The sequence below is a fragment of the Rossellomorea aquimaris genome, from assembly GCF_003315075.1.
In the GTDB taxonomy this organism is placed as follows: Bacteria; Bacillota; Bacilli; order Bacillales; family Bacillaceae_B; genus Rossellomorea; species Rossellomorea aquimaris_C.
The window spans coordinates 1-20,764 of record NZ_QNRJ01000020.1 but is presented as its reverse complement, the minus strand read 5'-3'; the positions used below and the strand labels follow the sequence as shown (position 1 = coordinate 20,764).

The 20,764-nt window shown below is 32.2% G+C and carries 15 protein-coding genes; 12 read left to right on the top strand and 3 right to left on the bottom strand.

Going from position 1 to position 20,764, the window contains the following annotated elements; all coding sequences use genetic code 11:
* Nucleotides 1–5: 5 nt before the first annotated feature.
* From DET59_RS17690 to DET59_RS17665, 6 genes are all read left to right on the top strand, one after another.
* A complete protein-coding gene (locus tag DET59_RS17690) occupies nt 6–1,817 on the top strand; it encodes a DNA methyltransferase (RefSeq protein WP_113970929.1) in 1,812 nt (603 codons plus the stop codon).
* Nucleotides 1,810–4,416: a TnsA endonuclease N-terminal domain-containing protein gene (locus tag DET59_RS17685; protein ID WP_113970928.1), complete on the top strand. Its 2,607-nt coding sequence runs from the start codon at nt 1,810–1,812 to the stop codon at nt 4,414–4,416. Before DET59_RS17690 ends, DET59_RS17685 begins: the two co-directional genes overlap by 8 nt.
* A 483-nt stretch (nt 4,417–4,899) precedes the next feature.
* Nucleotides 4,900–5,382, top strand: a complete 483-nt coding sequence (locus DET59_RS17680; RefSeq protein ID WP_113970927.1) for a hypothetical protein — start codon at nt 4,900–4,902, stop codon at nt 5,380–5,382.
* An 881-nt stretch (nt 5,383–6,263) separates the two neighbouring features.
* Nucleotides 6,264–7,466 (top strand): phage NrS-1 polymerase family protein, encoded by a 1,203-nt coding sequence (locus DET59_RS17675; protein WP_113970926.1) that lies wholly within the window; start codon nt 6,264–6,266, stop codon nt 7,464–7,466.
* A 173-nt stretch (nt 7,467–7,639) separates the two neighbouring features.
* A complete protein-coding gene (locus DET59_RS17670; protein ID WP_113970925.1) occupies nt 7,640–7,849 on the top strand; it encodes a hypothetical protein in 210 nt (69 codons plus the stop codon).
* Between the two features lie 62 nt (nt 7,850–7,911).
* On the top strand, nt 7,912–8,247 hold the full coding sequence (locus DET59_RS17665) for a hypothetical protein (protein ID WP_113970924.1): 336 nt from the start codon (nt 7,912–7,914) through the stop codon (nt 8,245–8,247).
* 141 nt (nt 8,248–8,388) lie between these two features.
* Here the strand turns inward: DET59_RS17665 and DET59_RS17660 are convergent, their stop codons facing one another.
* Genes DET59_RS17660 through DET59_RS17650 form a run of 3 tightly spaced genes read right to left on the bottom strand, consistent with a single transcriptional unit; the run spans nt 8,389 to nt 11,585 of the window.
* A complete protein-coding gene (locus DET59_RS17660; RefSeq protein ID WP_113970923.1) occupies nt 8,389–9,351 on the bottom strand; it encodes a tyrosine-type recombinase/integrase in 963 nt (320 codons plus the stop codon).
* Nucleotides 9,344–10,426 carry a tyrosine-type recombinase/integrase gene (locus DET59_RS17655; RefSeq protein ID WP_181778219.1) on the bottom strand — a complete coding sequence of 361 codons (1,083 nt, stop codon included), beginning with the start codon at nt 10,424–10,426 and terminating at the stop codon, nt 9,344–9,346. The genes DET59_RS17660 and DET59_RS17655 overlap by 8 nt, the downstream gene beginning before the upstream one ends.
* A gap of 10 nt (nt 10,427–10,436) precedes the next feature.
* Complete coding sequence (locus tag DET59_RS17650; protein WP_181778218.1) at nt 10,437–11,585, bottom strand: tyrosine-type recombinase/integrase; 1,149 nt, start codon at nt 11,583–11,585, stop codon at nt 10,437–10,439.
* 465 nt (nt 11,586–12,050) lie between these two features.
* Here DET59_RS17650 and DET59_RS17645 point away from each other — a divergent pair, with 465 nt between their 5' ends.
* The 6 genes from DET59_RS17645 to DET59_RS17625 all read left to right on the top strand — a co-directional run bounded on the left by DET59_RS17645 (nt 12,051) and on the right by DET59_RS17625 (nt 20,348).
* Complete coding sequence (locus DET59_RS17645; RefSeq protein ID WP_113970920.1) at nt 12,051–12,896, top strand: hypothetical protein; 846 nt, start codon at nt 12,051–12,053, stop codon at nt 12,894–12,896.
* A gap of 60 nt (nt 12,897–12,956) precedes the next feature.
* Nucleotides 12,957–13,118, top strand: a complete 162-nt coding sequence (locus DET59_RS21770) for a hypothetical protein (RefSeq protein ID WP_181778217.1) — start codon at nt 12,957–12,959, stop codon at nt 13,116–13,118.
* Nucleotides 13,119–14,136: 1,018 nt separating this feature from the next.
* The gene (gene kamA, locus DET59_RS17640; RefSeq protein ID WP_220154072.1) at nt 14,137–15,537 is read left to right on the top strand and encodes a lysine 2,3-aminomutase; all 1,401 of its coding nucleotides are present in this window, start codon (nt 14,137–14,139) and stop codon (nt 15,535–15,537) included.
* Complete coding sequence (locus DET59_RS17635; protein WP_113970918.1) at nt 15,530–15,817, top strand: YokU family protein; 288 nt, start codon at nt 15,530–15,532, stop codon at nt 15,815–15,817. The genes kamA and DET59_RS17635 overlap by 8 nt, the downstream gene beginning before the upstream one ends.
* Nucleotides 15,818–16,518: 701 nt before the next feature.
* Nucleotides 16,519–18,519 (top strand): ATP-dependent nuclease, encoded by a 2,001-nt coding sequence (locus tag DET59_RS17630; protein ID WP_113970917.1) that lies wholly within the window; start codon nt 16,519–16,521, stop codon nt 18,517–18,519.
* On the top strand, nt 18,519–20,348 hold the full coding sequence (locus DET59_RS17625; RefSeq protein WP_113970916.1) for a UvrD-helicase domain-containing protein: 1,830 nt from the start codon (nt 18,519–18,521) through the stop codon (nt 20,346–20,348). Before DET59_RS17630 ends, DET59_RS17625 begins: the two co-directional genes overlap by 1 nt.
* Nucleotides 20,349–20,764 lie beyond the last annotated feature (416 nt).

Here is a 20,764-nt window from a genome sequence, read left to right as displayed (position 1 = left end):
GGAAAATGAGTATGGATGAACGTGAAAAAGATATAGATAATTTTACTTTTAGCCCGATTAAAGGACATCCAATGTTACATTGGAAAGGAAAACGTCCATTTAGAACCACAAATTTTTATCCTGCACAGCTAAAAGAGACTCACGGAGAAGAAGTTAATGGTTGGATGAATAAAATATTTTGGGGGGATAACCTTCAAGTTATGAGTCACTTGTTAAGAGAGTTTAGAGGAAGAGTAGACTTAGTATACATAGACCCTCCATTTGATTCAAAAACCGACTATAAAAAAACAATAAGTATTAAGAGTAAAAAAGTATTAAATGACCAAACTAGCTTTGAGGAAAAGCAGTATACTGATATTTGGACAAATGATGAATACTTGCAGTTTATTTACGAGAGATTAACTATAATTAGAGAGTTGTTATCTGAAAAAGGTTCCATTTGGGTACATTGTGATTGGAGGAAAGTTCACCATTTAAGAATGATCATGGATGAAATATTTGGACCTAATTGTTTTAGAGGACATGTAATTTGGAAAAGTATGACCTCAAGCGGTTTTAAAGGAAAAACAAGTTTAGGGAAGAGTCATGATGATTTACTGTATTATTCTAAAAGTCAGAATGATTTTACATATAATCCATTCACAGTTCCATATAGTGAAGAATATATTGAAAAGAGATTTAATAAAATTGACGAAAATGGAAAACGATTTAAAGATGAGAAAATTGGAACTGCAACATCACCAGAAACTGTTGAAAGATTAAAAAAAGAAGGGAAAATTTACTATACTTCTAATGGAACTCCAAGAATTAAGCATTATTTAGATGAGGTAGAGGGTTATCCAATTGATGATGTATGGACCGATATTTACGGAGAGAATTCTCAATCTAAAAACCTAACGGGTTACCCTACACAGAAGCCAGAAGCATTACTTCAGCGTATTATTCATATGTCTTCTAACCCCAATGATTTAGTCTTCGACTGTTTTATGGGTTCTGGAACGACACAAGCTGTATCACTAAAATTAGGTCGTCGCTTTATTGGAGCAGATATAAATTTAGGAGCAGTTCAAACTACAACCAAAAGACTGATTAAGCAACAAAAAAGAAATAATGAAAAGTTACCTGGGTTTGAAGTTTATAATGTTAATAATTATGATATTTTCCGAAACCCCCTACAAGCAAAAGAATTACTAATCGAAGCATTAGAAATTCAACCGTTATTAAATAATGTTATTTATGATGGAGAAAAAGATGGACGTATGGTGAAAATTATGCCTGTTAATCGAATTACAACAAGAGCAGATCTAAATGAACTTATTACTAATTTTGATTATAGAACTTTTGAAAAGCGACAGGCAGAAAACCCTAATCAGCCAGTAGAAAGGTTATTGTTAGTATGTATGGGGCATCAACCGGACTTATCTGCTGTACTAGAACAAGAAGTTGGATATAAATTAGACATTGAAGTAGTTGATATACTGAGAAATAAGTCTAACCTTGAGTTCAAACGTGACTCAGAAGCAAATGTATCAATTTCTCAAGGTAAGTTAGTTATAAGAAACTTCTACCCGATGAATTTACTTCAAAAATTAAGTATTATGAAAGAGAATGTAGAAGATTGGAAAGAACTTGTTGAATCTGTATTGATTGACTGGAACTATGATGGGGCTGTTTTAGAACCTACAGTAGTAGATATTCCAGACAAAAATGTACTTGTTAAAGGCGAGTATGAAGTGCCTGATAATGCTGGAACAATACGTGTTAAAATAACTGATCTCCTGTCAGAATCATTAGAGGTGAGTATCAATAATGACTAGAAAAGATTTCGCTTTGGATTTTGCGTTTTTTACATATTTACGTGAATTCTATGAAGAAAATCGTGGACGAATAAGAAACCACTATAGAAGCTTATCTAAAAAGTTTTTAGACTTTAACGACTCTTCAAATCCCAAGTCTTTTCTTAGAAAACCACAATTCGAAGCATTAGAGATATACATTTTCCTAAAAGAATATTTGGATAATATGCAAGTCCATCAACTATTTGAAGATTGGTTCTATAAAAGGAATAGGTTCGAGAAGAGAAGTGATGTAGGTTTTACGGAGGGTGAACAAGGGACATTATTTAGTGTGGATGTTGAACAATATAAAAGCGTATTCTCTCGAATGAAAAAGTTTTCTCAAGAATATCCAAATTATATTTTTGCTCTAACGATGGGAACTGGAAAAACAATTCTAATGGCTACGTGTATCTTCTATGAGTTTCTGTTAGCTAATAAATTTCCAAAGGATAAAAGGTATTGTCATAATGCTTTAGTTTTTGCTCCTGATAAGACAGTTTTACAGTCTCTAAAGGAAATTCAAACTTTTAACAGAGCAAGTGTTGTGCCCCCTGAATATCTAAATTGGCTAAATACAAATTTGAAAATCCACTTTCTTGAAGATTCTGGGACCACCTTAAACACAATAGACCGTTCAAAATATAACATCATCATATCAAATACTCAAAAAATAATTTTAAAACGGCAACATAAGGAAAAAAGTAATGTAGATCAACTTTTTAGTTTTTCTTCGTTTAAAAATGGTTCGGCTTATGGAGATATATCAGATTTGTATGAATTGGACCAACCAGAAGATGAAGGAGAGTTGTTAGACAATCAAAGATTTACAAAACTGACTAGACTAGAACAAATAGGTATATATGTAGATGAAGCTCACCATTCTTTTGGAAATTCTCTTGCTAAGGATATGGGGATAAAAAATGCAAAAACAAGTTTGAGATTAACAATAAATGAATTAGCTAAAGCATTAGAAAAATCAGCAACATCCGTTGTAGGCTGCTACAATTACACTGGTACACCATATGCAGGTAAAGAAATTTTTCCTGAGGTAGTTTATGCGTATGGATTAAAAGAAGCGATTAACAAAAGATACTTAAAAAATGTAACGATTAATGGATATACTAATCCAAAATCGAAAGAGTTTTTAAATATTACTATTAAGAATTTCTGGGAAAAATATCAAGAAAGTCGTTTCGAAGGAATGCTCCCAAAGCTCGCTATATTTGCAAGCACTATAGATGAACTTCAAAATGAATTAAAACCAGCGCTGGAAGACATATTAAATGACTTGGAAATCCCTTTGGATAAAATTTTGGTTAATGTAGGTGACAATAAACTTACATCAAATGATGACATAAGAGAATTTAATAGGTTGGATACTCCAGACTCTAGCAAACAATTTATTCTTCTTGTGAATAAAGGTAGAGAAGGTTGGAACTGTAGATCGTTATTTGGAGTAGCTTTATTTAGAAAACCGAAGTCTAAAATCTTTGTTTTACAAGCAACTATGAGATGCTTAAGAGCAATTGGTTCTGAACAAGAGATAGCAAATGTATATCTTTCTGATGAGAACATGAAAATCCTTGAAGAAGAATTAGAACAAAACTTTAGGCTGAGTGTTAATGATCTTTCTAAAAAAGAAAATCCTAACAAACCTTATGAAATTAAATTAGTACCACCACCGGTAAGAATTAAAGTGAATAGAAAGAAAAAACTATATGAATTAAAAGAAAAGATAATAAATCATGCTATAGATTTTGAGTTTGAAAAGGTAGATATTGACAAATATAAATTGGTTCATATAGAACAAACGGGACTGATATCTAACAAGTTAAACAAAAAGGTATCACAAGATTTAACTGAATATAAAATTAAAAGGGAATTCAGCAAACTAACTCTTGTCGCGGAAATTTCTAGGTATTTAAACCGTTCCTGTATTGAGGTGGAAACCATATTATCTAACTCAAAACAAGGATTCAAGGTCATTCTTGAGTATGTGAATAACTATAATGACCTTTTGTATGATTGGATTATACCAAAATTATTCGATATTATTTATTCAGTAGAGAGTTACGATAAAAAAGAAACAAGAGAAATAGAACTAGTGAAAGAGCCTGAAGTAGGATTCTATAGAATTACTGCAAACCCAAAATTAGTTATTGAAATTAATGATAGTAACTTTAAAAACTATCTAAGTAAAAGTTTTCATTTAGATACTTATTGTTTCGACTCAATTCCAGAAAGAAGGTTTTTTGAAGAAATTATACGTCACGAAGATATTAAAAATGTCTACTTTACTGGAATGCTTACACATGGTCAGTCAAATTTTTATATACAATATATTGACCCTGACTCTAATACTGTAAGAAGTTATTACCCTGACTTTTTGATAGAAAAGCATGATGGAAAAATGCTAATTATTGAAGTGAAAGGAGACAATAAGATTGATGATCCAGTAGTTAAAGCTAAAGAAAGAGCAGCTAGGGAAATAGCAATTGTAAGTGAAATGGACTATAAAATTATTGCTGGTAGCCAAGTCAATAATGGCCATTCCATATCAATTCTGAATTCAGACTAGTAATCCTTAGGGAGTCCTGTTCTAATTATAGAGCAGGACTTTTACTTGGTTCAGTTAACCCTATTGAGGACATACTCTGAAACAAATATAGAAAGGGTGTAATTTTCATGAGAATGATTGTACTCTAAATAGATTTTTAATGTTAATGTGATTTAAGCCGTATTTACCACCAAATGACAAAAAGTTTACCACTACAAAGATTAAGCATTGTATTACAAAGTAGACCCCTACTGTGCAGCAAAGGAAATCAGCTTTAGGTGACTTTGTAAAGGATTTCACTTAAACGATACTAGCAGAATAGTGGAAGAAGGAATTATACAAAGGAATATCGAAATTATTGTTGTTAAATAACACGACAAAAGTTAAAAAGAAGCCGAACAATTCAGAGGATTGAGGCAGAATAAAGATTGTAATGAGTAGGTACATAATAAAAGATTTGATGAAAAAGAATATCTCTTGAGAGGTATAAGGAGTTAATAATAAATGAAAAAAACTGATGATGTTATTGCTGAATTTAAAGCAGCAACAAATGAAAAATGTACAACATATGATCTAGGGATTATTCAAATTGATCCTGAGAGGATTATTGCACTAAGTCTTGAAGAAGAAGATATAAATGATGATCGGAAAATGAGAATACTTAAAGAAAAAGTTGAAGAATACGGGTGGACCAATGAGGGACCTTTTGGTTTTGCACTTTTACAATTTCCTAATGGTGACTTGGCTGTAACAGGTGGTGGAAACCACAGAGCATATTTATCCAAAGAATTAAAGAAACAAGGAAAATTGGAATTTGTAAAAGCCAACGTTTTTAAAGTTGTTTATACAGACAGACTTCCAAAGGATACGTTAAAACGTTTAAATCAGCTAGAATCAATTATTGATTCGGAATCAGTAGAGGATGAAGAGCTACTAAATGATTTAATCAAGCAAAGACACGATATTTTATCGAATATTAGTCAATAAAAATAAAAAGTCACCAATGGTGACTTTTTATAAATACTATTAATCCTGATATAACTTTCGTTGTTTTATTTTATCAATTAAAGCATGATACTTAAATATTTTTTGGATTAGTTCATTTAATTGTGAAGCATTGTATCAAATTCACAATATTGATTATCAAAACAGGCAATGACTTTTTTTACTGCTATTTCAAATCTAGCCATTGCTTTCCCTAAATCCTCAATATCCTCCTCGACTAAATTATAATTTTTTCTTAACTGCTCCAACGTTCCAAGAAAATAATTTCCTGTACAGTACTATATAAATAATATTCACTTTTAATTTTTTTGAAAGTCATATTTTCTAAGAAGAGTTGCTATGGTAGATCTAGTTAAATGAGTAACTATCCTCGTAATATCGGCACGTCTTTCAATTCTATCCATCCATTCTTTAGTTTTAATTCCCAAGTGATCCTCCTAGAAATTTTTCATACAACTAATATTCCTTAATTTGGTATAATTAGAGTGTAACAAAACTATAGTAGTAGAATATCTTACTAAATAAGAATTAGAACGAACATAGTTATTTCAATAAGAATCAAAAGGTTTTTTATTTATTAACACGAAGAACGCGAAATGGGTCTCATTAAAAGGCAATAACTACTAGTATAATTTGGGTAGGAAAAGAATGAACAAATATACTTTTATTTCGATAAATTGAGTTATATAAAAGAAGACAGGTAAAGAGTAGAGGAAAGTAGCTGTAACTCTTTCTGAAAAGGATTAAATATTAAAGTATTAGAGAAATTGAAGGCTTGTTCTAATAAAAAGTTATTCTTTGTTTAGAAAAATAAAATTAACTTGAGGTAGGTTTCATTCTGGAAAGAAAGGATGGGTAGCAGAATGGCATTAAGATTAGGGGATAAAATACCAGCTCCGGATTTCGAAAAGGTACCCTTTGAATTAAAGAAGCACCGGCAATGGTTACTATGGCAAGCAAGACCAGAAAAAGGTAAACCAGGTATTGTCACCAAAGAGCCAGTAACATTAGAAGGAGAAATTTTTTATGGTTGGAACAACCCTACGAATTTATATAGCTTTGCAGCAGTACAAAGAGCTTTCCAAACAGGAAAGTTTTCTGGCGTAGGGTTTGTTCTGGCGAGCACTGATTTAATTTGTATTGATTTAGATAATAGTGAAAGTACTAACAACATACCAAAAGAGCTACAGGACTTAAGCAGATCTAGATATACAGAATTAAGTCCAAGTGGGAAAGGATATCATATTTGGTGTAAAGGGACCAAGCCCTTGGATATGGGGAGGGTTGGTCATACTAGTGAAGGCTATAAAGTAGAAGTATTCGGAAATACCGGTTGGGTAACTGTAACTGGAAATACCATTTTTCCAGCTTCTATCGTAGATGATCAGCCATTAATTATGCATCTTTACCAAACCTATTTTAAAAATAAGCAGAGTGATAGGAGAGAAGGAAGACTAATGAATCCACCCGAATTAACTATTGCTATGTTGGAAGTAGAAGCAATAAAGGAAGAAATGTTTAAAGGTCCTTATTCTCAACAAATACTATCATTATGGGCAGGAGATATGAGTAACTACAACGAAGACCATTCCCGAGCAGATTTTGCATTATGTCGATTTTTAGCTAACTATGCAGAATATGACTTTATGACGATAGACACGCTGTTTAGGGAGTCTGCATTATACCGAAAAAAGTGGGATGAGCGTCGGGGAGATACTACTTATGGGGCTAGGACAATCGAAAGAGCTATCAACTTGGAGTATAATGGGAACTACATATTAGAAACATCTGATACTTCATATGAGGTAGATAATGAAGATCAGATCTTACAAGAACGATCTTTTAATGATGAATTAGTTCAAAAAGGTTTAAATGCCCACAATGAAACTTTAAATAATGGGAATGATATTTTAAAAGAAATAATGCAATCCAATGATGAAATAAAAATGTCTTTATTAAAACAAATTAGAATACAAGAAAATCATTATCAAACTTTGTTGAACAAGTTAGATAAGCAGGAAATATTAACAAAAAAAAGTTATGAACAAAATAGCTTTTCGTTTTAGAGAAAAAAGTCAGGGAGCTAGAAGAAAAAATATTGACAAGTCAAGAAAAAAAGAAAAAAGGTTTTTTTTCTAAGTTCTTTAGAAGGATATGAAAATATATATCAATGGACTTTTACAAATTATATGAGCTTGTGGAACATGTCCACTTTAAAATATTAAATGGAGGTAATATCATGTTCTGGATAAATATTGGAAGTGAAACCCATCAAATTACATCATTTAACCTTTATGAAAACCACGGGACTTTCCAACTGTGGGTAGAAAGACCTAACGGGAAGACAATGCTTGTAGCTGAATCTAAAGATGAAGAGTATGTAAGAAACATAAAGGTAAAAATGGATAATGCAATTGAAAGTGATAAAAGATTACTAACACTAGATTAATTCATGTACCAAGGACATTACTAATATCTTTACAACTAATACAGAAATAAGAGGTGGAGAGAATGAAACGAGGAGATGTGTTTATATACAAAGATGCTTATACTTATGGGAAAGTAAGAATAAATAATTTTTCAAGTTTGCAGCAGTTAAACCTGCTTGATGATAGTCAAGAAGAGAAGAGATTCGTGGAATTTGAATACATTGGTGAATATAGAAACAGAGATTATGAATCTGAAGATGAGAATGTGTTTTTAAAACAATCTTGGAAAGCGGAAAGAGGCGCACATTGTTGGAAATGTCATAAGCCACTTAGTGAGTTAGTTGATGAAATTTGTCAAATTTGTGGTTGGATCAAATGTAATAAAGACTATTCGTGCAATTGTAATAAAGATCATTAATCATCTAGATGAATTTTTTGTAAATGAATTAATTGTTGAAGTTATAATTTCACTGTATTAATTAAAGCCTCTCTATGAGACATACTTCTAGAGGGGCTTTGTTTTTTGTAGTGGTACTTTACAATTGTAATCTTTTTAATTCTATTCTTTCAATAACGCTCCAATTTTCGTACTTAAAGCCCTGTAAACCACTTTTTGCTCATTAATAACAATATTCTTGTTCCTTGTGTAATTAGGGTCTATATAAATTTTGGTAGATGAGATGTATTCATGTCCAAGTAATTGTTGTATCATAAATACATTGCTGCCTGCATCCAGCATATGGGTTGCAAAAGAGTGGCGAATACTATGAACTTTAACAAATGGTAATTTTGCAGCTTCAAGATACTTTTTCAACATGCTTCTTACTTTACCAGGGGTGAATTTATCTCCACCTTCTGTAAAAAGATAGTCCGTTTCAGATAGATTGTTAACAGAAATATAATGCTTTATAACTATGCCAAATCCATTTCTAAGAGAAACTATCCTAGCGGCCCTTGTTTTTGTTTTCGTTAGTGAAATCATCTCAGATTCAAAATCTATATCTTTAATTTTTATATTCAGAAGTTCAGAAATCCTCATTCCTGTTGAAAATAAAAGGCTAAAGAGTAATACGTCCCTAACTAGATTTTCGCTATGTGAAACTATATTATGAAAGAGTCTTAAGATTTCATGTCTGCTTAAGATTCGTGTGGGTTTTTTCTCTTTCTTATATTTTTTCATATCAAATTTCATATTGCTGACTATATCAGGGAAATTTTCATTTTTATAAAGATATTTAAAGAAACTTTTTAATGCACTACATAATATTGCTAAGTTGCCCTTTTCTACATTTTCATGTAGAAATTCATCTAATAGAGAAGAATTTATTGGAGTAAAGATATCACCACTTTTCATCCTTATTACATGTATTTTTCTTAGGTCAACTTCTTCTATACTACAACTTAATTTTTTTGCTAAAAATTCACTAAATGAATATAAAGCTTTGGTGTACGTTTTTTTGGTCGAGTCAGCTAAGTTTATGACTTTGTTATACTCATCAATTTTTAATAAAAAGTTACTCATCCAATCCCTCAAATCCAATCATGTGACTTAATAATTTTTCGAAAGGAAATGGATATTTCCCTATAACTTCTTCTTGCAAATCTTGAGGAAACAACTTGGTGTAAATTCTTGTGGTTTCAATATTTGTGTGTCCTAAAACTTGCTGAAGAATCTCTATTCGCATTCCTTGTTTGATTGATTGTACTGCAAACGAATGTCTAAAAGAATGAACACAATAATCTTCTTCAATTCCTAAAGCTAATAACATAGTTTCAACCATTTTTTGAATTGTCCTTATCAGCACTGGTCTTCTGTTATCATAAATTCTTTTGGAAAATACATGTCTACTATCATTACTTTTTATCTCCCTTACTCCAGTTCTTGATAAGAATTTAATAATAACGTTTTTAACCTCTGGGTACATAGGAATATATCTTTGCTTATTTCCCTTAGCTTTTCTTATGAAGATTACATTTTCCTCAACTTTAAAGTCCTCAATTCTTATATTAACTAACTCGCTTATTCTGCAACCTGTCCCTATTAAAAAGTAAATTACTGTGTAATTAAAAAATGGAGAAGATGTTTTTAAGGAATAACTTAGCATTTCCTTGATGATACTTGTAGGAATATATCGAGGTAGCGTCTCATATTTAAGTGTCTCGAATCGATAACGGATATCCTCAGAAATATATCTGTTAGTATAGGCATACTCAATTAAAGAGTTAACGATTGCCTGGTAGGTGTTCTTAGTTCCAGGTGAAATTTTTTCTTTGTTTGTAGCAGTATTAAAAAATTCATCCATTAACTCTTCGTTTACATCCAGTAGACAGAAATTAGAAGTTTTATTGGTTAGGAAAGTTTTAAATCTATTTAGAAAATAGGTATAATAGGTATAAGTGGTTTCTGATTTTTTTTCATTTTCTAGGTCTTTTTTTATCTTCCCTTTGAATTCCTCTATGATTTCACTGGCATTTTTTGAGGAATCCAACCTCCTGTAACCTTGTAAAAGATTTAAAAAGTCTTTCAATTCAATTCCATACTGTTTACAAATTGTTTCTGGATCCATATTAGGATTTAATTGGATATGATCCATCATTTTCATCTCCTTAAGAAAGTTGATCTAACGGATTAAATGGCAAAGAATTCTTTAGTAACCTCTTCACACTCTTATGAACATAGTACTCTGTTGATACCCAGTGTAAATGCCCCATTGTTTTGGAAACTTCATCGAAATCATTTAAATTATCAAGAGCATTAGTAGCATAGGTGTGGCGCAAACACTTAGCGTTAATTTTAGCGACTCCAAAAGCCTTTTTATTGAACCCTAAAATCATACTTGAAATCCCATTCCGTGATAAAGGTTCACCGAATATATTAATAAACAAGCTCTCATGTTGAGGTTTGAACTTTTTTCTTGAATCAATGTATTGTTGAATGAGCTTAGTTAAATCTTTGCTTATTTTCAATGTTCTTTGCCCAGATTTAACAGAGTAGAGGGTAATTAGGCACTCACTAAGCCTTATGTCATTCATTGAAAGCCCAGTTATCTCAATTGGCCTGCAACCTAATTCCATAATCAAAAGTAAAATACTTATATCTCTTAATTTAAAGCTGCTATATTGTTCTGCTGCTTCTATTAATTTTATTATGTCTTGAGTAGTGGCATAGGCATTGGTTCTCGTCCCGTGGCCTTTTAGAGATGGGGGAACATTATAGTGGAAATTTAATTTTAAAAACTCGACAAAAAGTTCCACAACGTATAAATACTTATAGACAGTGCATTTCTGTATGTCCCCGTCGTTTAGCCTCTTGATAAGGTAATTCTCATAGTTGAGAACGTCTTTTAAACTGAAAATTGAAATGTCCTCTCCAATCGATCCATCTTTATCAGCTGCTTCAGCCAAAAACTCCTTAAATCTTTTTAAATTTCGAATAGTGTTTTTTCTGGTACTTGGTGCATATCCCTTTTCAAAATCCAAAAAATTATTAAAAGAATGGAGGATATCGTCTAAAGATTCTATCCATGGAGTTAGTGGTTCACTTCTATTTTTCTTCATAAGGGAACGACCCTTTATTAAATTCTCATTTAAAAATGTAAACAATTGGTCCACATAGTCATTAGGATCAAAATCCATAGTTTTCTGAAAGTTCTTCATGCCTTTAAACTCATTCAATAAAAGTTGGATTTCTGATAAAGAAACTTTCCCCTTTGAATTTTCTGGAAAGTTTATATTGTTCTTAGCAGGAATACTCATAGCATAACACTCCATTTGTATAGAATTTTCCGACACTTCATTACGGTAAAATGTTATAATTGAAGAGAAGATAACCATGTAGGATGGCTGCTTTATTGAGTTATAAGAATTCTGAATGGTCTGTCCATTTAAAGAATGCTCAATAAAGTACTGTTAATATATTTTCCACTTTAAGGAAATTTATTCGTATTATTTTTTTAATACGAACTTTTCTTTATCGCGCTAAAGTTTTTGTGATTGAATTTTTAGAAAAGGAGGTGTTGGAAGCAATGAAACTTATTCAATTAATTCATTCAGGATTTTTAAATAAAACCTTTAATTATTACTCCGCTCATAAATCTAAGCCATTTTTCCAACACACGAACAATCATATAGCAGAAACTTTAGCCGATAATAGAATGCACTTTTAAAAGTGGAACGGTGATGTATGAATTTTGTTAAGTTATATTTGTTCTGGTGATATAAGTGCAACAACAGATTCCAGAATATATATTTAACAAATTTAAGTACATCAGCATTAGTCTTAAAGATTATCTCGGAGGGTTGGTGGACGAAGAAGAGTATATTAGAACACGTAAGGACTCACTAGGAAGGGTCATCCTTCAGTGGCCCGAATTAATTTTTTTAAAAATGGATATGGGATTTTACTCAGACTACCTGCTAAGGTTTTCTTTGTATTCTAGGCGTTTAATACTCATGGAAGATGAAATAATAGGATTTTCTCAACAACAACTTTATTCTCTTTATGGTATCTCTCACGATACAATCAGAAGATATCTGGGAAAACACAAAGAGAAAGTAAGGAAAAAACACAAACCTAAAATACGAGATATTACGAGACACTCAAAAGTTTCAAAAGAGGTTGTTGCTTTTCTTGCAATATTATCGAGGGTTCCTTTTTCGTGGTTAGAAGAAGAATTCCCCGAACTTTCTTGGACAGTCCAGCACTTTAGTTACTTATATGATTCTAAAAAGAGCCTTGTTTGGTTGAAAAGTGAATTAGAGGGTTTTTCTCTCGCAGAATCAACACATGATGTAAGAGGAATAATAATTAATCAAGATGTTCCTAATCCCTTATTCCTACGGATAGAACGGATTAAGGGCGGGTTAATTATTGAGGTATTTAATCCGAATTGTACAATGAGTGAGATTGTTCCTTTAATAGAACTATTTCAGAAATATCATTTTACCTTTGGGTACATGGACACCGTAATTAAAACTCAAAAAAATTTCACTTTTATAATTAACCTTAAAAACAATTCCCCAATTTGTTTACCTATGGAATTCAGGAGCTTGTATTGCACTTTTTAAAGTGCAACCCTATTTGATAAGTCAAAAATGTAGAACCTCCTTTTAAAGGAGGTTTTTTATTTGTCTAAAAGCAATGAAGAAAATGAGTTATTGAAAAAAAGGAGAATTCAGCTATTGGAGGAATGGTTACAAGAATTAGAAAAGGAGGAAGACCAAATAGAGAATAAGGAAGATCAAGAGCAACTTCAAAAATCTATACTAAAGAACCTAAGAATGAAATAAGTTAGGTGTAAGTTAATTATACTTCCTAAGAAACTGAAAGCGGTGATAAAGGTGAAAGAAATATCAAATGAAGAAAACTTTAAAAAGCCGCCCTGCACCCGTATAAATAGAAATGAACCTAATATAGTTCTTATGGCGAAAGCATTTCAGTTGTTGTATTCAAATACACAAAGGAGATATTCTGGTGAGAGTTGCCTTCTCTTTGAGAAGATTATAATTAAAGTAAATCTGTAGTTTATTGAGGTGGAATAATTTTAGCGAACAACTTACGGATTAGTAGGTTGTTCTTTTAATGCCTGTGTTAGATTTGAGGTGGTAAGAATGAACTAAACGTCTTAATAAAGTTAAATATTTCATATATCGTCTAACTGTTTCATATGTTTCTTAAAAAGGATGCTATGACCAAGCAATCTCATGAACAGATCACCCACTTCTTACTGTCATATAAACCAAATCAGGATCTCTGCAGCAAGCGGTTGAAAATAGGTAATGTTAGAAGAAGTGTTTGTTAACTTAAGCCCAAGCCTGATTAGGAATCACAAACACGAGAAAATATTCTGAAAGCAAGCCGAATTATTGTTGGCGGCAATAGGTGAGGGGGGTAGCGCTTACTTTATTCATGATCAAATTATTAAAAAGTGAATGAAGTAACAAATAATTTTTCACAAGTTCAGCAACTTGAATTATTTATCTTAACGTTGAATGGTTTGTTGCCAGGGAAAACAATTATCGGAATAGTTTACAGAGAAGTATGTACTCTCTACTTTGTACCGCTACATGACGAAGAATATAGAATTAGCGATTTTAAAAAGGGAAAAATCTTTGTCTATATATCGTTATGGAAGCAGTTAAGCTTGAAAATTGCATCAATTTTAACAAAATGAATAATTGTAAAATCTGGAAAAACTATAAGCCGATTATAAGGAGAAGCCTTGAGGGCATTCAGTATTCTTAGGCTACTCTACGCACATACGAATGTTAAAGCGAATTTTTGGAAAGGTTGGTGGAGGTTGTGAAGATGCATCTTTATAAACCGAATCGGGACTGGAAGGAAATCAAGCTGTGGAAAGATGTTACAGATGATCAATGGAACGATTGGTTGTGGCAGCTCACCAATACAATCAGGACACTAGATGACTTGAAGAAAGTAGTGAATCTGACACCAGAAGAAGAAGAGGGGATCAGAATTTCAACTAAAACCATCCCTCTAAATATTACACCTTATTATGCCTGGTTGATGAATGAAGGCGATCCGCGCTGTCCCATCCGAATGCAATCTGTACCAATAGGACAGGAAATTCACAAGACCAAGTATGATCTTGAAGATCCTCTTCAAGAAGACGAAGATTCACCAGTACCCGGCCTGACTCATCGTTATCCTGACCGAGTACTATTCTTAGTCACCAACCAATGTTCGATGTATTGTCGATACTGTACAAGAAGGCGGTTTTCTGGACAAATCGGGATGGGGGTGCCTAAAAAGCAACTGGATGCCGCCATTCAATATATTCGTGAGAGTCCCAAAGTAAGGGATGTATTGTTATCAGGAGGTGACGGACTATTAATCAACGATAATATTCTAGAATATATACTTAAAAATCTAAGGGACATCCCTCATGTGGAAATCATCAGAATTGGAACGAGGGCACCTGTTGTTTTTCCTCAACGTATCACAGAAAATCTTTGTAATATTTTAAAGAAATATCATCCAGTCTGGGTAAACACTCACTTTAATACCAGTATAGAAATTACAGAAGAAAGCAAAAAAGCCTGCGAAATGCTTGTTGATGCAGGTGTTCCGGTCGGAAATCAGGCAGTAATCCTGGCAGGAATAAATGACAGTGTGCCGATTATGAAGAAACTAATGCACGATCTTGTCAAAATTCGTGTTAGACCATATTATATCTATCAATGTGACTTGTCTGAAGGGATTGGACACTTTCGAGCACCGGTTTCAAAGGGACTAGAGATAATTGAAGGGCTGCGGGGGCATACTTCGGGCTATGCTGTGCCAACCTTTGTTTGTGATGCTCCTGGTGGAGGTGGGAAGATTGCACTGCAGCCGAATTATATGATTTCACAAAGTGCAGAAAAAGTGGTGCTTCGCAATTTTGAAGGGGTTATTACGACTTATCCAGAGCCTGAAAATTATATTGCTGGGAGAGCGGATGACTACTTCAATTCAATTTACCATATGAAAGGCGATAAATCAGATATCGGCATCCATGGTCTTTTGAATGAATCGAAATCTTCCCTTGTTCCGGAAGGATTACAAAGATTGAATCGGCGTGAAACGTATGTGTCAAATCCGGAACACAAATCACTTAAAGACTTCCGTGAGAAGAGAGATGAACTGAAAGAGAAAAAATATCGGGCTCAGCTCAGAAAAATGGAAAAGGCGGATTCCAGCCATGAATAATAGATTTAAATGCCAGTGGTGCGAAGACCTGCAAGCATATAGAAGCAATGGGAACGTATTATGGGAACTTCCTGATGGTTCAAAAGCTATTAAAATTTCCGAAACCCCTCAGATCCTCTGCAACAACTGCGGTATCGTGTATACCGAAGAAGCGATAACAATTGAAATTGAAGATCAACTTCTTCTAATTGAAACCGACCAGCTTGGTGATGAGGTTTCTTACAGGGATTTGGTGAAAATGGAGCGGAAACTTAAAAGAAATTATTTCCGCTTTGATTGAACGGTCTTGAGTAGAGATAAATAAACAGTAAGGATTCTATATCAGGTTTAAAATAAACAACCATTATATCCTCTTCCCTAATGAAATATTGCGCCGTTTTCAAAAAAAAAAGATACTTAGACGATTTTTAATATGAATTAAAATTTATGGTGGCCGCCTTTTCGTTTAGGTGGTTTTTCTTCGTATCTTAGATGGTGCTTATAAGCATGAATTAATAAAAAATAAAAATTAAGAAAAAAGAATAAGTAAAGATAATAAATATGTATAAGTATATTTTAGAAAAATAAGGAAATAAAGAACGTGGTCAAATAAAATAAATAACCATAATAATTTAATAGATTATGCCGTTAAAAGGCTTTTTAATAATTAGCGAAATTTTCAATTTTTAGTTCATATTAGGAAACCTCACATATGCCCATTCGTCGCATTGATTACTATTATTTGAATTTTTTTAACCCGGTAATTATTCTCTTCAATTATTGTGATTGAAAACAAAGATCAGTTATTACAAATTTAATATGCTCAAAAGAATATATTTTGATGATTAAGTGAGTTTTTTGAAGAAAAAGAATAAAAATCAAACTATCATGCTATATTTATTAAGTTTACAATATAATACATAAGTCGAAATGTTTAGTAAAATAATCCTGATAAATAATACTAGTTAAGTTAATTCAACTAGTACATTCGGAGGGGATATTTTGAAAATACCTAAATCACCTTACATATCGAGAATTAGGATGAAGAATTTTCGTAACTTTAAGGATGTAGATGCTCAGTTAAATCATAAGCAAATAATAATAGGAGAAAATAATGTTGGAAAAACAAATTTCATAAGAGCATTAAGATTAATACTAGATCCTACTTTAAATGACGAAGACCGCTTCTTATTAGATAGTGACTTCCATGAAGGAATAGAAGAACCAATGAAAAATAATGAAGTAATAGAAATTTCTATTGAACTAAGGGGCTTTGAACACAACAAGACTATACTTTCTGTCCTCGATGGTGCATCAGTTAATTTTAGTCCTCCCACATTACGTTTAACTTATCGATATTTTCCAAAGGTCAGGGATGATGGAAATATTGATTATCAATACATTATTTTTCAAGGTGAAAATGAAGATAAACCATTCAATCATTACCATCGTCGGTTCCTAAACATGAGCGTGATTGATGCAATAAGAGATGTTGAGTCCGAACTTAAGAATTCAAGAAAATCACCTATATCAAAATTAATTAAACAATATGACATACGTAAAGAAGAGCTTGAAGAAATAGCTAATTCTTTAAAAGAGAAAAGTGATGAAGTCCTTTCTATAGACGAGTTAGTAGATTTAACAAATAACATATCTTCTAGATTCTCGGATATAATCGGAAAGCAGGTAGATTCAAAGGTATCTTTAGAAACAGTTGAAATTGACCCAAATAGGATTCTAAATACCTTGAAACTATTAGTTGGCGAAAATCGTAGACATACCAGTGAGACCAGTTTGGGTATAAATAACATTCTATACATCACATTAGTTTTATACTATTTAGAGGATAAAACCATACCTTCAGTATTAAAAAATGATGTATTTACATTGTTGTTAAGTGAGGAAGGTAGTGAGGTTTTAAGGGATAGTTACGATTTAAACTCTAAAAACAACTATATATTGAAAAATGAAATATCGGATGAAACTTTGGAACAACTATATGGATTTATGGATACCTTCCATTCCTCAAGCGATGGGTTTACTATACTGGCAATTGAAGAACCAGAATCTCATCTTCATCCTGCTTTACAAAGAGTTATTTATAAAGATGTTATGAAAAAGAATACATCAATTATTATGACTACCCATTCACCTCATATAACATCTGTTGCCCCAATTGAATCTATTGTTCATCTCAGACCAACTAAATCTGGGACTCATGTTAATACCACTGCAAATTTAAAGTTAGAACCAAGAGACAGAATGGATTTAGAGAGATATTTAGATATTAAGAGAGGTGAAATTTATTTTGGTAGAGGCGTTATTCTAGTTGAGGGGGTTGCTGAAGAATATCTAATTCCAAGGTTTGCGGAGGAGTTAGGTAAAGGTTTGGATAAAAAAGGAATTATTTGTTGCAATGTTAACTCAACAAACTTTGAGCCATATGTGAAATTTTTAGCTTCCCTTGGTATCCCATATGTTGTAATAACAGACGGCGATTATTATATCTTGATAGAAGGCGAAGATGGTGTTGCAAAGAAGTTTGGTATTGCTTGTGAGGATGAACACGATAAGTATGGATACGATGGAAACGATAGGATAAGTAAATTAGTAAGGAGTTTAAAACTTGTTGAAAGGTGCGCAATTCCAATAGAATATGCACAGCAGGATGAATTCTTTGAGGGAATAGGCTTCTTTATTGGAGTCCACACAATGGAGATTGATATGATGGAAAGTTATAATCCATCAAATACTGCAGAAAACATTTTCATAAATATTTTTAATGAGCTAACATTCGGTGGAGAGAAGCAGAGATCTAACTTTAAGAAAGATTTTGAAATTGGTAATTACCATTCTTGTTTAAATAAAATTGAAGGAAGCCATTCACAAATTGGAAAAGGAAGGTTTGCTCAACAGTTATCCATATTTGCTACTGAGGATATGATTCCAAGTTATATAGCTAATGCAATTAATAAAATATACTCTAAAGTGGATGAAATTTAATGGATATATACAAAGAAAAGCTTGCTTTAATTCAAAAGGACGCAGAACAGCTTTTAGCATATAAGACAAATCAGTCAACAGTTGTTAAGGCTGGACCTGGAAGCGGAAAAACAACAGTGATTACGCTTAAGATTATGAAACTTTTAACAGAAAATATCAATGAGCCCAGAGGGTTGGCTTGTATTACTTATAGCAAAGATTCTTCTAAGGAGTTTTCAAAGAGACTTCATAATATGGGCTATCAAAAGAGAGAAAATGTTTATTTAGGGACAGTTCATTCTTTCTGCATATCTCAAGTAATTATCCCATATTCAAAATATTATAGGGGTCCAGAAACCATCTTTCTAGATATCATTTCGCAAACAGAAAAGAAAAAACTATTTAATGATATTTTAATCGAAAAAGGCATAGGTGAATATGATGTAAGAATAGAAGAAATGGATACTGAGAGAAGTCACTCCATTATTGGTCACAGCAACGTTTTTGTTAATTCAAATGAACTGGTGCGAGATATTGCTAGTGTATATGAAAAAAGGCTAAAAGAGTTACATAAATCTGACTTTATTGAAATAATTAAATATTCTCTTACCCTTATAAGAAAAGAGGAGTATGTAAGAAAATGTTTAGAGAGCAAGTTCCCCTGGATACTTGTTGATGAATATCAGGATTTTGGAAAGCCCCTACATGAATTGATACTCGCATTTCTTAAATTTACTAATATAAAGATCTTTGCAGTAGGTGACCCTGACCAATCAATTTATGGTTTTAATGGTGCCCATCCTGATTATTTTTTTGAACTATATGAGAATTTTGGTTTACTACCAATTGAACTCAAGACAAACTATAGAAGTAATCAGGACATTATTGATGCTTCAACTGTAGCTTTAGATATTGACGATAGAGAATATAAAGCAGGAAATCGTACAGATGAAAAAGCAGAATTTCATTTCATTAGTTGCAAACAAGGACTTGATGATCAATATAAATATGTTACCGAAACTATTATCCCAGATTGTTTAAATGAAGATATTCCTTTAGACGAAATATGTGTTCTTGTTAAGGATAAATATGTACTTAATGGACTTATACAAGAAATGAATTATTCTTCAATTCCTTATCATGTTTCTAAATTTGAATTTGCTAAGAGTGATTTAGTACTTTGGATTAAGGATTGTGCATATTGGTTAACAGAGAATGACTCTGGGTTATTTGAAGCAATATCATCTTACTGGATAAAATTGCTACAAAGAAAAGGTGGTTTATTGCCCAATAGGATAAAACAAGTAGAAATAAAAAAGCTTTATACTATTATAAAACAAAGCATCGAGCATAAAAACTCTTTTACTAATTGGCTAATACACTTGATTAAAAAATTAAATTTAGAGAAGATAATGTCTACCATAGAAGACTCTAAAGAAGAACTTGACTACTTAACTAAATTAAAGAAAAAGGCAATCGAAGGTGAATTTGAAACTTATAATCTTAATCAGTTTGCTAGATTAGGAAGACCTGATGGACAAGTTTCTTTATCTACTAGGCATAGTTCAAAGGGACTCGAATATGAAGTGGTAATTATGATTGGAATGGAGAAGGGAGTATTTCCTGATTACCGTATAGAGAGTATTCAAGAAAAGGTAAATGAAGACCGAAGACTATTCTTTGTTTGTATTACTAGAGCAAGGAGAGTGTGCTATCTATTGATGTCAAATCAATATATATCCCGAAATGGGAACCCTTTCACTAGGTATCCATCAATATTTTGGAAAGATTTATTGAAAGCCTGTGAAGATAATAAATTTGTTACTAATCGCGTTACTCAGAACTACTAGCAGTGTGTTAATTGAATGATCGTTAAACCATAACCTTAAGATTATTTTAAATTTTTATTTAATTGATGAATATTTCAGGGGCTGTCTGTTCGCGAAAAAATTGAAAATAAATGGAAATGGTATTGGTAGAAGGTTATAGCTTGGAGGAGTTATCTTTGAAGCTCAGATATTGATCCAGATAAAAAATGATACACATAAGTTAATTTAAGTGCTAAATTTCAATAGAAAAAATTAGCATCTTTTCCCTTCTTGGATGGTAAACGAACGATTAATTGGACTATACTAGGTGATATTCTAAATGTTTCTCTGCATTAAGGTAACCCCCCTCTGTTAGGATAGATGTCGTATGATACTTTAGTGTTATAGTTAAGTAAATAACACGGAGGTCGATCAACATGGCAGGGAGAAATAGAGTA

Coding starts and splice junctions, on each gene's coding strand:
- DET59_RS17635 (WP_113970918.1), top strand. CDS start 15,530: ATGAATAATAGATTTAAATGCCAGTGGTGCGAAGACCTGCAAGCATAT.
- DET59_RS17665 (WP_113970924.1), top strand. CDS start 7,912: ATGAAACGAGGAGATGTGTTTATATACAAAGATGCTTATACTTATGGG.
- DET59_RS17685 (WP_113970928.1), top strand. CDS start 1,810: ATGACTAGAAAAGATTTCGCTTTGGATTTTGCGTTTTTTACATATTTA.
- DET59_RS17655 (WP_181778219.1), bottom strand. CDS start 10,426: ATGATGGATCATATCCAATTAAATCCTAATATGGATCCAGAAACAATT.
- DET59_RS17650 (WP_181778218.1), bottom strand. CDS start 11,585: ATGAGTATTCCTGCTAAGAACAATATAAACTTTCCAGAAAATTCAAAG.
- DET59_RS17625 (WP_113970916.1), top strand. CDS start 18,519: ATGGATATATACAAAGAAAAGCTTGCTTTAATTCAAAAGGACGCAGAA.
- DET59_RS17680 (WP_113970927.1), top strand. CDS start 4,900: ATGAAAAAAACTGATGATGTTATTGCTGAATTTAAAGCAGCAACAAAT.
- DET59_RS17670 (WP_113970925.1), top strand. CDS start 7,640: ATGTTCTGGATAAATATTGGAAGTGAAACCCATCAAATTACATCATTT.
- DET59_RS17660 (WP_113970923.1), bottom strand. CDS start 9,351: ATGAGTAACTTTTTATTAAAAATTGATGAGTATAACAAAGTCATAAAC.
- DET59_RS17675 (WP_113970926.1), top strand. CDS start 6,264: ATGGCATTAAGATTAGGGGATAAAATACCAGCTCCGGATTTCGAAAAG.
- DET59_RS17690 (WP_113970929.1), top strand. CDS start 6: ATGAGTATGGATGAACGTGAAAAAGATATAGATAATTTTACTTTTAGC.
- kamA (WP_220154072.1), top strand. CDS start 14,137: ATGCATCTTTATAAACCGAATCGGGACTGGAAGGAAATCAAGCTGTGG.